Below are 13143 nucleotides of genomic sequence, written 5' to 3' on the forward strand. Positions count from 1 at the left end.
GGCGACCGGGCGGCGGCGGCATCAAGTGGGGAATCGGACCACGACGCGCAGGCCGGGCGCGGCGTCCTCCAGGCGCAGGTCCGCGCCGTGGCGCTCGGCGGCGGCGGCCACCAGGCTGAGGCCGAGGCCGAAGCCGGGCGCGTCGCCCTTGCCGCTCCGGTAGAAGCGTTCCAGCACCCGCGGCCGCTCGTCGGCGGGGACGCCGGGGCCGTTGTCGCTCACGGCGAGCTCGACTGCGTGGCCCTCGCGGCGGCCCTCGACGCGGATCGCCCCGCCCGGCGGCGTGAACTTGACGGCGTTGTCGAGCAGGTTGCTCAGCACCTGGAAGACCAGGTCGCGGTCGCCGCGGATGGCGAGTCCGGCCGGCGCGCGCAGGTCGAGGGCCTGCCCCTTCTCCTCGGCGGCCGGGCGATGCAGGTCGACCGCGTCCTCCAGCAGCAGCGTGAGGTCGACCGGCGCGTGGGCGTCGCTGGGCCCGCTCTGCAGGCGCGCGATCCGCAGCAGCGCCTCGAACATCGCCTGGAGCCGCTGGGCCTCGTCGAGGGCGGCGGCGGCGAGGGTCCTGGCTTCCTCGGGGTCGCCGGCGGCGGCCAGTTCCTCCAGCTCGGCGCGCAGCCGGGTCAGCGGGGTGCGCAGCTCGTGGGCTATATTGTCGGAGACCCGGCTGATCGACGCGACGAGGCCCTCGATCCGCGCCAGCATCTCGTTCAGCGTCGCCGACAACTGGTCGAAGTCGTCGCCGCTGCCGTGCAGTTCGACCCGGCCCGACAGGTCGCCGCCGATCACCGCCCGTGCGGCGCGGTTGATGCGCTCCAGGCGATGCGAGACGGCGTAGGTCATCACGAGACCGCCCAGCAGGCCCAGCAGCAGGCTCATGCCCGCGCCCCAGGACAGGGCCTCGAAGATCATGTCCTCGCGCTCATCCAGATCCTCGGTGTCGACGCCCACCAGCAGCCGGTAGCCGTCGCGCAGCGCCATGTCGCGCACGACCGCCTCGTGCTCCTCCTCGGTTCCGGTGGCGTAGGTCCCGAACTCGTAGCGGACCCAATCGCCCGACCGGATATCCGGCCAGTCCTGGAGGTTGGCGGCCACGACCGCCCCGCCCGGCGCGATCAGGACGTGATAGGGCAGCCGGCCCTTCGCCGCCGCCACGCGCGCCTCCAGCGCCCGGATCAGCGCGTCGCGGCCGTCTGCGGCGTAGATCGCCGCCAGCCGGTCGCCGTCGGCGCGGATCGTCGCCTCGACCGCGCGGAGCGGCCGCCAGACGCCCGCGACATAGGTCACCGCCAGCATCAGGCCGACCGAGCCGGTGAAGAGCGCCATGTAGACCAGGGTCAGCCTGAGCGTCAGGCTCTTCAGGACGCGGCGGAGGTTCATGCGCGCAGGCTGTAGCCCATGCCCCGGATCGTCTGGAGCAGCGGCGGGTCGAAGTCCTTGTCGAGCTTGGCGCGCAGGCGGCTGACGTGCTGGTCGATGATGTTGGTCTGCGGGTCGAAGTTGTAGTCCCAGACCGCTTCCAGGAGCATCGAGCGGCTGACGACGCGCCCGGCGTTGCGCAGCAGGTGCTCCAGGAGCGCGAACTCGCGGGTGGTGAGCTCGATGGGCTGGCCGCGGCGCGTCACCGTGCGGGTGAGCAGGTTCATCTGCAGGTCGGCGAGGCTGAGTTCCGTCGTCTCCTGCACCGGCTGCGCCTTGCGCCGGCCCAGGACCTCGACGCGGGCGATCAGTTCCGAGATGGCGAAGGGCTTGGCGAGGTAGTCGTCGCCGCCGGCCCGCAGGCCCTTCACGCGATTGTCGACGTCGCCGAGCGCCGAGAGGATCAGGACCGGCGTGCCGTCGCCCGACGCCCGCATGGTCTGCAGGATCTTCAGCCCGTCGACGTTGGGCAGCATGCGGTCGAGGACGATGACGTCATAGGTCTCGGCGGCGACCTGGAAGAGCGCCTTCTTGCCGTCGGCCACGTGGTCGACCAGCCAGCCCTCGCCCTTCAGGCCCTTCACCACATGGCCCGCGACCCGTTCGTCATCTTCCACGACCAGCACGTGCATGGCGCTCGGCTCAGTCTCCGATCAGGGGCGTGATCGCGCCCGTGCGGACGTCGACGAGCACGTCGCGGTCCTCGGCGCCGACCAGTTCCACCTCGTAGTAGTGCCGCCCGCCCCGGCGCTCCAGCCCGATCTCGGCGACCTTGCCCTTGGTGGCCTCCTCGACCATGGCGATGGTCTGGCTGAGGGTGCGCGGCGCGGTCTGGGCGGCCTTCAGGTGGTCGCCGACGATCGGCAGGTGGGCCTTCAGCGGCCTGGACTGGCGCACGAGGCGGCCGGTGGTGGCGTCCACCAGGGCCTCGACGGGCTTGCCGTCCTTCACGAGGCGGACCTCGTAGACCATGTCGCCCAGGTCCATGTCGAACTCGGCGTCGTAGGCGCGGGCGCCGAGCTGGGATTCGGCGGTCGCGACCGCCTGGGCCAGGGTCACCTTGGGGCGGACGACCTGGCCGATGGCCGGCGTGGTCAGCAGGGCGGCCGCGGCGGCCCCGAGGAAAGCTGTGCGGATATTCATGTCGGTCACTCCGTGCGTTGCCCCCGCGCCGTCTCAGATAGCCGCGCGAGATGGGGCGCGCGTTCGGCCAGCATTTGGTTTTCGTCATGCAGCAGCCGGGCGCTGGCGACGGCGGCGCAGAGGCGCGCCAGCGTGGCGTCGAGCCGGAACGCGGCGACCCGCCCGCCGGGCCCGATCCGCGTCGCCGGATCGGTCTGGACGAGGATCGCGCGGGCGAGGTCGGGGGGCGAGGCCGGATCGGCCAGGAGTCCGTGGCGGCCGTCCTCCAGCACCGCGGCGGCGGCGCCGGCGGTGCGGGAGGCGACGACCGGCACGCCGCAGGCCATCGCCTCCAGCAGGCTGTTGGACGCGCCCTCCCAGAGCGACGGCAGGACGTAGGCCTGGGCGGCGGCGACGAGCGGGAACGGGTTGGCGACCTCGCCCTCGAAGCGGACGGCGGCGGCGAGCCCGGCTGCGCCGGCGCAGGCCTCCAGCGCGCGCCGCGCCTTCGGCGGCCCGCCGCCCAGCACCAGCAGGCGCAGGTCGGGACGCTCGCGACGCGCCAGCGAAATGGCCTCGATCAGGCCCTCGTAGTTCTTCTGCCGGTGCAGACGGCCCACGGAGACCAGGTAGGGCCGGCCGTCGGAGAGCCAGGGATGGCGGACGGGCCGCGCGGCGCGCTCGCGAACGGCGTCGGCGTCGACGCCGTTCGGCAGGACACGCACCCGCCCGTCGCGGCGGGCGCGGCGGAACGGCCCGGCGGCCGCGATCTCGGCGGAGACGCAGATCAGGCGCGTCGCGTCGGCGGCCACGAGGCGCAGACCCAGACCGCGCACCCATCGCTGCGCCGTGCCGCCGTGCGCCGGGTCGTTGCTGATCCGGTAGAGCCGCGGCGTGTCCGGCAGGCCGCGCAGCGCCGCCCAGCAGGCCAGATGGCCGTGGTTGCCCATCGAGAGCACGACCGACGGCGCCAGCGCCTTCAGTCGCCGATGCAGCGCGGGCACGGCGGCGGCGAGCGCCAGGGCGCGCGCGCCGCGGCCCCGACCGAGGCACGTCACCGCGGGCCCCGCCAGCTCGGCCGCCAGCGCGCCGCCCTTCAGGCAGACGATCTCGACCGGCACGCCGCGCCGCGCGAGCGCGTTGGCCAGATGGACGGTGTTGCGCGCCACGCCGTCCCCTGCGAGCCCGCCGGCGAACAACACGACAGGACCGGATGCAGGCATGGCCCGAGCCTGCCGCCGGCGGATGGCGGCGGACTCACCGCAACATTTGCTTTTGCCCATCTTCGACGGGGCCTGGGCTAGCGAGGGCTGCGCCAGCGGCGCTAGACGTGGCCCATGTCCGCGTTCGACGCCCGTGACCTGCTCGACTGCTATGCGCGCGGCGTCTTCCCGATGGCCGACGCGCGCGAGGACGACCGCGTCTTCCTGATCGACCCCGAGCGGCGCGGCGTGATTCCGCTCGACGCCTTCCATGTTCAGCGGCGGCTGGCGCGGACGGTGCGGTCGGACCGGTTCGAGGTGCGGGTGAACACCGCGTTCCACGAGGTCGTGCTCGCGTGCGCGGCCTCGGGTCCCGGCCGGACGGAGACCTGGATCAACCGGCCCATCGAGCGGCTCTACCTGCGGCTTCACGAGACCGGGCACGCCCATTCCGTGGAGTCCTGGCAGGACGGGGCGCTGGTGGGCGGGCTCTACGGCGTCTCCCTGCGCGGCGCGTTCTTCGGCGAGAGCATGTTCTCGCGGCGCACCGACGCCTCGAAGGTCGCGCTGACGCACCTGGTCGCCCGGCTGATCGCCGGCGGCTTCCGCCTGCTGGACACCCAGTTCATGACCGATCACCTCGGCCGGTTCGGCGCGCAGGAGATCTCCCGCGCCGAGTACCATCGCCGGCTCGCGGCGGCGATGGAGGCCACCGCCAGCTTCTACGTGGCGGGCGCGGCGGGTTCGCTCCTGGGCGCGGGCGGCTCGGCTTTCGGCGCCGGCGTCGCCGCGGGCGGCGGGGTCGCGGGCGGCGGCACGGCCTTGGCCGGCGGAAGGTCGAGCACCTTGGGCTCCTCGGCCGCGGGCGCCTTGGCGGGCGGCGGGCGCGCGGCGGCGGGTGCGACGCCCGGCGCGGGCGCGCTGGCCCTGCAACTGATCGCCCAGGCGTCGTAGGTGGCGTGCTCGACCGGGTTCAGGCCGGGCGACGACGCGAACATCCAGCCCCTGAACGCCCGCTTCGGCGCCGGCGTCGGCCGGCCGGGCTGCGGGCGCGGCTGGGAGTCGATCGTCACATAGACGACGGAGTCCTCGATGGCCTCGTCGGGCGCCGAGCGTTCGCAGGCGCTGACGGTGAAGACGAGCCCCTTCCAGCGCACCGGCGCGCCGACGCGGGCTTCGAACCTCAGGGTCTCGGCCGTGACCTTGTCGAGGGCCTGGAGGACGGCGACGTCGTAGGCGCGCGAGCGGCGGATGGGCGCGTCCGCGGGCTTCTCGGCCACGCGCTCGCGCGGCGCGGCGGCCGGCGCGACGTCCTTGGCCTCGACGGGGGCGGCGGCGGCCGGCGCGGGCGCGGCGACCGTCGCCGGCGGCGCTTCCTCGGGGGGCGCGGCGAGCGGCGCGGACGGCGCCTCGGGCGGCGGCGGCGGCGACGGGGCGGCGGGCTGGGCCGAGACGACGCCCGCGACCAGGCCGCCGAGCACCAGCCCGCCGAGACCGAGAAGCGGGGCGGCGCGGCGGATCAGGCGGGCTGGCGGTCGGCGCATGCCGCTATTCCGGGCTCCAGGCCTCGTAGTCGCCGGTGGCGCGCTGGCGCTCGCCGCCGCGCGAGATCGCGCCCGCGGGCCGGCGCGCGTAGATGGTGCCGGTCAGGTTGGGCAGGTGGTCCTTCTCCCACGCCCGGCGGGGAAGCGGCGCCACGGTCGGCGGCTCGTCGAACGTGTAGCGCAGCCAGCCGTGCCAGTCGGGCGGCACCTTCGAGGCGTCCGCGTAGCCCTTGTAGATCACCCAGCGGCGCTTGCGGCCCTTGTCGTAGGCGTCGCGGTCGTCGCGCGCCTCGTAGTAGCGGTTGCCGAGCTCGTCGGTCCCGACGTAGCGGCCGCGGCGCCAGGTGGTGAAGTGGATGCCGGTCGTGGCGCCGTTCCACCAGGTGAAAATGGTCTTCAGGACGGACAAATCGGGGCTCTTCTCGGACCGGGTTGCGGCCGGACAATAGCCGCGCCGCCCCGCCCCGCCAAGGGCGGCTTTCCCGGCAATATGTTGGGGATTAGCAGGGTTCTACATCCAACATCTATTGTCCCCGAATCGATTCCCCGCCCTACCTTGTCCGGATGGGGAGAGACCTCATGGACAGCGAAACCTCGCGGGCGGGAATCGAGGGCCGGATCCTGGAGCTGGGCGACCGGCTCGTGGAGGTCGAGGCGCCGGCGCACTTCACCGGCGCCCGCGTCGAGGCCTGGGTCGACTGGGCGGGCGGGCGCACCGACCTCGCCGACGCCATCCTCGAGGCCGCTCACGAGATCTCCGCCAGCGCGCAGACCAAGGGCCTGACCCCCGACCTCAAGACCCGCACGACGTTCCGCGGACACCTCGCCGAGGCCATGCTGCTGGGCCACGTCGCGCTCTCTCCGGCGGCGCCGACGCTGAAGGTGCTGGAGCCCGGCGACGAGGCGCTGGAGCGCGTGACGGCGGCGCATCGGGGCCGCGAGGCGGCACAGGCCGCGGCGGCGCTGACCAGCGGGCGGCTGCAGGCGGTGATGGACGCGGTCCTGCGCTGCGAGGGCGATGCCGAGGCCTGCGCGGACCTGACGCGCAACGCCAGCCTGGCCCGGGCGGCCGACGCCGCGCGGGCCGCGGGCGCGGCGGACGCCACGATCCTGGACGCCATCGCGCTGGCGCGCGCCGGCGAGACCGCATGGCTGTGCTCGGCGCCGCCGCCGGCGCCGGCGACCCCGCTCGTGGCGCCGGGCGCGACCGGCGCGGCGCTGGCGCGCGCGGCCTGGACGACAGGACGGGTCGTCGCCGCCCGGGACGGGGGGCGCGCCTCAGCCATCGCCGAGGCCGCCGCCCTGCCCGCCGCCGGCGTCGAGCTGATGGCGTTCTGGCGCGACGGCGCGTTCGACGAGGCGGCGTTCGAGGCGACCGTGCGGCTCGCGGCCACCGCCCTGGCGGCGCTCCACGACGGGCCGGTGCGGCTGGGGCTCGCCGGCCTGGGCGACTGGCTCGCGGCGCATGGCTTCGACTACGACAGCGACGCGGCGCGGCAGGCGGCGCGCAACCTGTTCCAGGCCGCCCATGACGCGACCGGGGAGCTGGACCTCGACCTGCGCGTCGCCCTGTTGCAAGACCCCGAGCTCGCGCTGCGCCTCGGCGCCCGGACGGACGCCGCGCCCTGGGACGGGCCGGTGGCCGTGGCCGAGACCTCCGACGGCGAGGCCGTCCGGGTGCTGTCCGAGGCGGCGATCCTGGCGCTCCACGCCGTGGGCGCGGACCAGGCGCAGGTGCAGGGCCTGCTGCTGGGCCACCGTCACTTCGCAGACGCGCCGGGCGTGAACGCGCAGACCTTGGCGGCGCGCGGGTTCACCAGCCTGGAAATCGAGGCGGCACAGGCCGAGCTGCCGTTCGTGCGCAGCCTCGCCCATGCCTTCGCACCCCACATCGTGGGCGAAGGCTTCCTGCGCGACGTGCTGGGCGCGACGCCGGAGCAGATCGCCGACCCCGCGCTGGACGTGCTGACCCTGGCCGGGTTCGCGGCGGCCGACGTCGCGGCGGCCGAGGCGTTCATCCTGGGCGGCGACACCCTGGCCGGCGCCGCGGCGCTGACCGACGATCAGCGGGCCGTGCTGCGGACCGCTGCGGAGGTTCCCCTCGCCGCCCAGGCCGCGATGCTCGCGGCGCTGGCGCCGGTGCTGGACGCGCCGCCGGTTCTGGAGATCGCCCTGCCGTGGTCGGCGACGATCGCCGACGTCGAACAGGCGCTAGCGACCGGCGACATCGCGATCCGGCCCAGGCGCGAGGGACCGCCCTCCGCCGCCGCGCTCGCCATCCCGGCCGTGGCCGACCTGCCGGCCCGCGTCCAGACGCAGCAGCCGGAGCCCGAGCCGCGCGAGCGCGTGGTCGAGCGGATCGTCGAACGCGATCGGACCCGCCGGAAGCTTCCGGACCGCCGCAAGGGCTACATCCAGAAGGCCAGCGTGGGCGGCCACAAGGTCTACCTCCACACCGGCGAGTACGATGACGGCGAGCTGGGCGAGATCTTCATCGACATGCACAAGGAAGGCGCGGCCTTCCGCTCGCTGATGAACAACTTCGCGATCGCGGTGTCGCTGGGCCTGCAGCATGGGGTGCCGCTGGACGAGTTCGTCGACGCCTTTGTCTTCACCCGCTTCGAGCCGGCGGGAGAGGTGAAGGGCAACGACACCGTAAAATCAGCCACTTCCATCCTCGACTACATCTTCCGCGAGCTCGGGATCAGCTACCTGGGCCGCAACGAGCTGGCGAGCGCCGACCCCGGCGAACTCAACGCCGACGGCCTGGGTCGCGGCAAGGCGGACGCCGCCGAGGCGGGTCTCACCACCGAGCCCGAGCCGCAGCCGGCGTCGCGCTTCATCAGCCGCGGGTTCGCGCGCGGCGCGGCGCCCGACAACCTGGTCTTCCTGCCCACCGCAGGCCGGCCGCCGGGCTCGGCGGCGATGGCCTCGGCCGAGGTCTGCGCGGCCTGCGGCGACATCGCCGTGGTGCGCAAGGGCCAGGCGCTGATCTGCGAGACCTGCGGCGCGCGCGCGGGTCGGTTTCCGGAAGCCCCGACCGGCTAACCCCTTCCAAGTTACCGCGAATTAAGTGGCGCCTGACGGGCGTTGCAGGCATCCGTGACGGCAAGACTGCAGGGAATTGCCCAGAGAAGATGTCGCGTTTGTCCCGTTTCCTGGCCGCCGCGGCCGCCGCGTCCACGATCCTCCCGATCGCCGCCGCCGCATACGCCGGCGAAAAGGAGATCCCCATGCGCAAGTCGTTCGGGGGATCGTGCGTGAAGTGCGAGCTGTCCGGCCGCAACCTCTCCGGCGCCAGCATCATCGGCGCCAACTTCTCCGGCTCCACCATGATCGGCGTGATCCTGCGCGACTCGAAGCTGCACGCCTCGGTGTTCGCCAACGCCGACCTCAGCAAGGCCGACCTGTCCGACAGCGCCATGACCGGCGCGAACTTCTCCGGCGCCAACCTCACCGCCGCCAAGATCCGCTCGGTCGAAGCCAACGGCGTCGTCTTCGGCAGCGCCAACCTCACCCGCGCCGACTTCGGCGACAGCCAGGCCACGGGCGCGGTGTTCGCCAAGGCGATCCTGGCCGGCGCCAACCTGCGCTCGATGACGATCCGCGGCGCCGTCTTCTCGTCCGCCGACCTCAGCCAGGCGGTGCTGAACGACATGGAGGGCGCGGGCGCCGTCTTCGAGCGCGCCACTCTGCGCAACACCAGCTTCCGCTCGGCCGAGCTGCAGGGCGCCAACTTCTCGCGCGCCGACGCGCGGGGCGCGGTCTTCTCCGATGCCGACCTGACCGGCACCGTGCTGGTCTACGGCACGTTCGAGCGGGCCTCGTTCCGCTCGGCGGACCTGACGGGCGCGAACCTGCAGGGCGCGACCTTCGACGGCGCGGACTTCCGCGACGCGGACCTGTCGCACGCGCTGTTGCAGGGGGCCGACCTGTCGGGCGCGCGCGGGCTCACCCAGGACCAGGTCGACGACGCCTGCGGCGACTCGCGGACGCGCCTGCCGTCGGGGCTGACCCTCAGGGCGTGCAGCGGCGCGCGCCTGATCTACAGGAACCACCCGAAGCCGGCGGTCCGCTTCGCGCCCCCCGTTCCGCCCGCGCCCCCGGTCCCGCCGACGCCCCGCTACTTCGTCGCGGCCACGAAGGGGCCCTGACGCCGCGCCTATCCCGGCGAATGCCGGGGCGGGCGGGGACGGATCAGACCTTGATCGGCGGGGCGAGGCGGATGTGCAGCTCCTTGAGCTGCTTGTCCTGCACCTCGGACGGCGCGTTCATCATCAGGTCCTGGCCCTGCTGGTTCAGCGGGAAGGCGATGACCTCGCGGATGGCGTTCTGGCCGGCCAGCAGCATGACGATGCGGTCGATACCGGGCGCGAGGCCGCCGTGGGGCGGCGCGCCATGGCGGAAGGCGTTCAGCATGCCGCCGAACTCCTCCTCGACGGTCGAGGCCGGATAGCCCGCGATCTCGAAGGCGCGGACCATGATGTCCGGCCGGTGGTTCCGGATCGCGCCCGAGCACAGCTCGTGGCCGTTGCAGACGATGTCGTACTGGTAGGCCAGGATATCCAGAGGATCCTTGCTGTTCAGCGCCTCCAGCTCGCCTTGCGGCATCGAGAACGGGTTGTGGCTGAAGTCGACGTGGTTCGTCTCCTCGTTCATCTCGAACATCGGGAAGTCGACGATCCAGACGAACTCGAAGCGGTCCTCGTCGACGAGCTTCAGGTCGGTCCCGGCCTTGATGCGTGCGGCGCCGGCGAACTTGTAGAAGACCTTCGGGTCCCCCGCGACGAAGAAGGCGGCATCCCCCTGCCCCAGACCCAGCGAGCCCATCAGCGCGTCGGTCTTCTCAGGTCCCAGGTTCTTGGCGATCGGGCCGCCCCAGCCGCCCTGGTCCTCGGACCAGAAGATGTAGCCCAGGCCGGGCTGACCCTCGCCCTGGGCCCAGTTGTTCATGCGGTCGCAGAAGGCGCGGCTGCCGCCGGTCTTCGCCGGGATCGCCCAGACGGCGTTCTTTTTGTCCTCGAGGATGCGGGCGAAGAGGCCGAAGCCGCCGCCGACGAAATGCGCGGAGACGTCCTGCATCACGATCGGGTTGCGCAGGTCCGGCTTGTCCGAGCCATACTTGGCGATCGCCTCGCGGTACGGGATGCGCGGGAACGGGTAGGCCGTCACCGGCTTGCCCTCGCCGAACTCGGTGAAGACGCCGTGCATCACCGGCTCGATGGCCGCGAAGACGTCTTCCTGGGTCACGTAGGCCATCTCGACGTCGAGTTGATAGAACTCGAGCGAGCGGTCGGCGCGCAGGTCCTCGTCGCGGAAGCAGGGCGCGATCTGGAAGTAGCGGTCGAAGCCCGAGACCATCAGCAACTGCTTGAACTGCTGCGGCGCCTGCGGCAGCGCGTAGAACTTGGTCGGGTGCAGGCGTGAGGGCACCAGGAAGTCGCGCGCGCCTTCCGGCGAGCTGGCCGTCAGGATCGGCGTCTGGAACTCCAGGAAGTCCTGCGCGATCATCCGGTTGCGGATCGACTGGATCACCTTCGAGCGCAGGACGATGTTCTTGTGCAGCGTCTCGCGGCGCAGATCGAGGTGGCGGTTCTTGAGCCGGATCTCTTCGGGATAGTCAGGCTCGCCGAAGACCGGCAGCGGCAGTTCGGCCGCTTCCGAAAGGACCGCGACGTCCTTCACCTTCACCTCGACCTCGCCCGTGGGCAGGTTGGCGTTGATCGTCTCGGCGGAGCGGGCCACGACCTCGCCGTCGACGCGGATCACGCTCTCGGCGCGCAGGTGATCGACCAGGTCGAAGCCGGGCGTCGTCGGCGCGAGCACGAGCTGCGTCAGGCCATAGTGGTCGCGCAGGTCGATGAAGATCAGGCCGCCGTGGTCACGCTTGCGGTGAATCCAGCCCGAAAGGCGGACGGTCTTGCCGGTGTCGGCGGCGCGGAGCGCGCCGCAGGTGTGGGTGCGGTAGGCGTGCATTTTCTTAAGGGGAACTGGGGTGTTTTAGGAGGCGCGGAAGGGCGCACGGAGGGGGCGGAAAGTCAAGGCGCGGCTCGCTTGACTTCGCGCGCGCGGGACCGTCCCATCGGCGACGTCCAGACGGGGATTTCCAGTGAAGCACGTCATCGGGGCCGCACTCGCGGCCCTCTGCTGCGTGAGCCTTGCGGCCTGCGCCACCACCACCTCGAAGCCGGCCGACAAGCCGGCAGCCGGCGCGGCGCCCGGCGAGGCGAAGGCCCTGCCGAAGGGGCTCGATCCCGCCTTGGCCGCCAATCCCTTCCCCAGCACCTACCGCGCCCTGCCCGGCCGCCCGACGGCGATCGTCGGCGCGACGGTGCTGACCGGCACGGGGACACAGATCGACAGCGGCGTGGTGCTGATCCGCGACGGCAAGGTGCAGGCGGTGGGTTCGGGCCTGGCCGTCCCCGCCGGCTACGAGACGGTGGACGCGCGCGGCAAGTGGGTGACGCCCGGGCTGATCGACACGCACTCGCACCTGGGCGTCTATGCCTCGCCCGAGGTCGCCGCCCACTCCGACGGCAACGAGGCCACCGATCCGAACACCGCCCAGGTCTGGGCAGAGCACTCGGTCTGGCCGCAGGATCCGCAGTTCAATCTGGCCCGCGCCGGCGGGGTGACGACGCTGCTGGTGCTGCCCGGCTCGGCCAACCTGTTCGGCGGGCGCGGCGTCACCCTCCGCAACGTGCCCGCCCGCACGGTGCAGGACATGAAGTTCCCGGGCGCGCCCTACACGCTGAAGATGGCCTGCGGCGAGAACCCCAAGCGCGTCTACGGGAACAAGAATCGCGCGCCGTCCACACGGATGGGTAACGTGGCCGGCTATCGCGCCGCCTGGATCAATGCCGCCGACTACATGCGCAAGTGGGAGGACTACCGCGCCAAGATCGCCAAGGGCGACAAGGCCGATCCACCCAAGCGCGACTTGCAGCTCGATACCCTGGTCGGCGTCCTGAGGGGCGAGATCCTGGTCGAGAACCACTGCTACCGCGCCGACGAGATGGCCCAGATGATCGATATCTCGAAGGAGTTCGGCTACCGCATCACCGCCTTCCACCACGCGGTGGAAGCCTACAAGGTCGCCGACCTGCTGGCCGCGAACGGCATCTGCACCGCCACCTGGACCAACTGGTGGGGTGCGAAGCTGGAGATGTACGACTCCGTCGAGGCCAACGTGCCGCTGGTCGAGGCGGCCGGCGCGTGCGGGATCATCAAGTCGGACGACCCCGACCTGATCCAGCGCCTGAATCAGGAGGCCGCGGAGGCGCTCGCCGCGGGCCGCGCCGCCGGCCTCCAAATCTCCGAAGCGCAAGCGATCCGCTGGATCACCTCCAACCCCGCCAAGGCCCTCGGCATCGCGGCCGAGACCGGCTCGCTGGAGGTGGGCAAGCGCGCCGACGTCACGCTCTGGAGCGCGGACCCGTTCTCGATCTACGCCCGCGCCGAGCGGGTCTGGATCGACGGCGGCGTCGCCTACGACCGCAGCGATCCCAGATACCAGCCCAAGTCGGACTTCGAACTCGGCCTGGAGGGCGCCCGATGAACCGTCTCAGCGCCCTTCTCGCCGCCGCGGCCCTCGCGGTCGCCGGGACCGCCCAGGCCGCCACCACGGCCATCGTCAATGCACGCATCCTGACCGCCGGACCGGCGGGCGCGATCTCCGCCGGAACCATCGTCGTTCGCGACGGCAAGATCGTCGCCGTCGGCGCGGGCGTCGCGGCCCCGGCCGGCGCGCAGGTGGTCGACGCCAAGGGCGGCGTGGTCACCCCGGGCTTCGTCGCCGCCAACAGCCACCTCGGCGCCCTGGAGATCAGCGCGCTCGGCAACGACGTCTCGGTGCGAAC

The 13143-nt window shown here is 72.6% G+C and carries 10 protein-coding genes and 2 pseudogenes; 5 read left to right on the forward strand and 7 right to left on the reverse strand.

What is annotated here, in order from left to right; all coding sequences use genetic code 11:
• Nucleotides 1-21: 21 nt before the first annotated feature.
• From JNL41_RS02175 to JNL41_RS02190, 4 genes are read right to left on the reverse strand one after another with little or no spacing between them, the layout of a single operon-like run.
• Nucleotides 22-1377 (reverse strand): HAMP domain-containing sensor histidine kinase, encoded by a 1356-nt coding sequence (locus tag JNL41_RS02175; RefSeq protein ID WP_293472628.1) that lies wholly within the window; start codon nt 1375-1377, stop codon nt 22-24.
• Complete coding sequence (locus tag JNL41_RS02180; protein ID WP_293472629.1) at nt 1374-2048, reverse strand: response regulator transcription factor; 675 nt, start codon at nt 2046-2048, stop codon at nt 1374-1376. The genes JNL41_RS02175 and JNL41_RS02180 overlap by 4 nt, the downstream gene beginning before the upstream one ends.
• A 10-nt stretch (nt 2049-2058) precedes the next feature.
• Nucleotides 2059-2559, reverse strand: coding sequence for a PepSY domain-containing protein (locus JNL41_RS02185; protein ID WP_293472630.1), 501 nt, complete (start codon nt 2557-2559; stop codon nt 2059-2061).
• Between the two features lie 5 nt (nt 2560-2564).
• Nucleotides 2565-3761, reverse strand: coding sequence for a glycosyltransferase (locus JNL41_RS02190; RefSeq protein ID WP_293472631.1), 1197 nt, complete (start codon nt 3759-3761; stop codon nt 2565-2567).
• A gap of 114 nt (nt 3762-3875) precedes the next feature.
• Here JNL41_RS02190 and aat point away from each other — a divergent pair.
• Nucleotides 3876-4445 (forward strand): annotated as a pseudogene (gene aat / locus JNL41_RS02195) (leucyl/phenylalanyl-tRNA--protein transferase); the annotation flags it as partial.
• A gap of 17 nt (nt 4446-4462) precedes the next feature.
• Here aat and JNL41_RS02200 read toward each other — a convergent pair.
• Nucleotides 4463-5284 (reverse strand): DUF2155 domain-containing protein, encoded by an 822-nt coding sequence (locus tag JNL41_RS02200; protein WP_293472632.1) that lies wholly within the window; start codon nt 5282-5284, stop codon nt 4463-4465.
• A 4-nt stretch (nt 5285-5288) separates the two neighbouring features.
• Entirely contained in the window at nt 5289-5693 is a 405-nt protein-coding gene (locus tag JNL41_RS02205; RefSeq protein ID WP_293472633.1) for an NADH:ubiquinone oxidoreductase subunit NDUFA12, read from the reverse strand.
• Nucleotides 5694-5863: 170 nt separating this feature from the next.
• Between JNL41_RS02205 and JNL41_RS02210 the strand changes: the two genes are divergently transcribed.
• Both JNL41_RS02210 and JNL41_RS02215 read left to right on the forward strand, forming a co-directional pair.
• Nucleotides 5864-8332: a ribonucleotide reductase gene (locus JNL41_RS02210; protein ID WP_293472634.1), complete on the forward strand. Its 2469-nt coding sequence runs from the start codon at nt 5864-5866 to the stop codon at nt 8330-8332.
• Nucleotides 8333-8421: 89 nt separating this feature from the next.
• Nucleotides 8422-9438: a pentapeptide repeat-containing protein gene (locus tag JNL41_RS02215; RefSeq protein ID WP_293472635.1), complete on the forward strand. Its 1017-nt coding sequence runs from the start codon at nt 8422-8424 to the stop codon at nt 9436-9438.
• Between the two features lie 43 nt (nt 9439-9481).
• Here JNL41_RS02215 and aspS read toward each other — a convergent pair whose 3' ends face one another.
• Nucleotides 9482-11260, reverse strand: coding sequence for an aspartate--tRNA ligase (gene aspS / locus JNL41_RS02220; protein WP_293472636.1), 1779 nt, complete (start codon nt 11258-11260; stop codon nt 9482-9484).
• Nucleotides 11261-11393: 133 nt separating this feature from the next.
• On the opposite strand from aspS, the gene JNL41_RS02225 reads away from it, so the two are divergent.
• Together JNL41_RS02225 and JNL41_RS02230 are read left to right on the forward strand one after the other, a co-directional pair.
• On the forward strand, nt 11394-12842 hold the full coding sequence (locus JNL41_RS02225; RefSeq protein WP_293472637.1) for an amidohydrolase: 1449 nt from the start codon (nt 11394-11396) through the stop codon (nt 12840-12842).
• A pseudogene (locus tag JNL41_RS02230) lies at nt 12839-13143 on the forward strand (imidazolonepropionase); the annotation flags it as partial. The gene JNL41_RS02225 and the pseudogene JNL41_RS02230, both read left to right, overlap by 4 nt.

The organism is Phenylobacterium sp. (assembly GCF_016793285.1).
GTDB lineage: Bacteria > Pseudomonadota > Alphaproteobacteria > Caulobacterales > Caulobacteraceae > Phenylobacterium.

What these genes read in the sequence shown, in the direction of transcription:
- JNL41_RS02175 (WP_293472628.1), bottom strand. Translation starts at nt 1,377, where the DNA reads ATGAACCTCCGCCGCGTCCTGAAGAGCCTGACGCTCAGGCTGACCCTG.
- JNL41_RS02180 (WP_293472629.1), bottom strand. Translation starts at nt 2,048, where the DNA reads ATGCACGTGCTGGTCGTGGAAGATGACGAACGGGTCGCGGGCCATGTG.
- JNL41_RS02185 (WP_293472630.1), bottom strand. Translation starts at nt 2,559, where the DNA reads ATGAATATCCGCACAGCTTTCCTCGGGGCCGCCGCGGCCGCCCTGCTG.
- JNL41_RS02190 (WP_293472631.1), bottom strand. Translation starts at nt 3,761, where the DNA reads ATGCCTGCATCCGGTCCTGTCGTGTTGTTCGCCGGCGGGCTCGCAGGG.
- JNL41_RS02200 (WP_293472632.1), bottom strand. Translation starts at nt 5,284, where the DNA reads ATGCGCCGACCGCCAGCCCGCCTGATCCGCCGCGCCGCCCCGCTTCTC.
- JNL41_RS02210 (WP_293472634.1), top strand. Translation starts at nt 5,864, where the DNA reads ATGGACAGCGAAACCTCGCGGGCGGGAATCGAGGGCCGGATCCTGGAG.
- JNL41_RS02215 (WP_293472635.1), top strand. Translation starts at nt 8,422, where the DNA reads ATGTCGCGTTTGTCCCGTTTCCTGGCCGCCGCGGCCGCCGCGTCCACG.
- aspS (WP_293472636.1), bottom strand. Translation starts at nt 11,260, where the DNA reads ATGCACGCCTACCGCACCCACACCTGCGGCGCGCTCCGCGCCGCCGAC.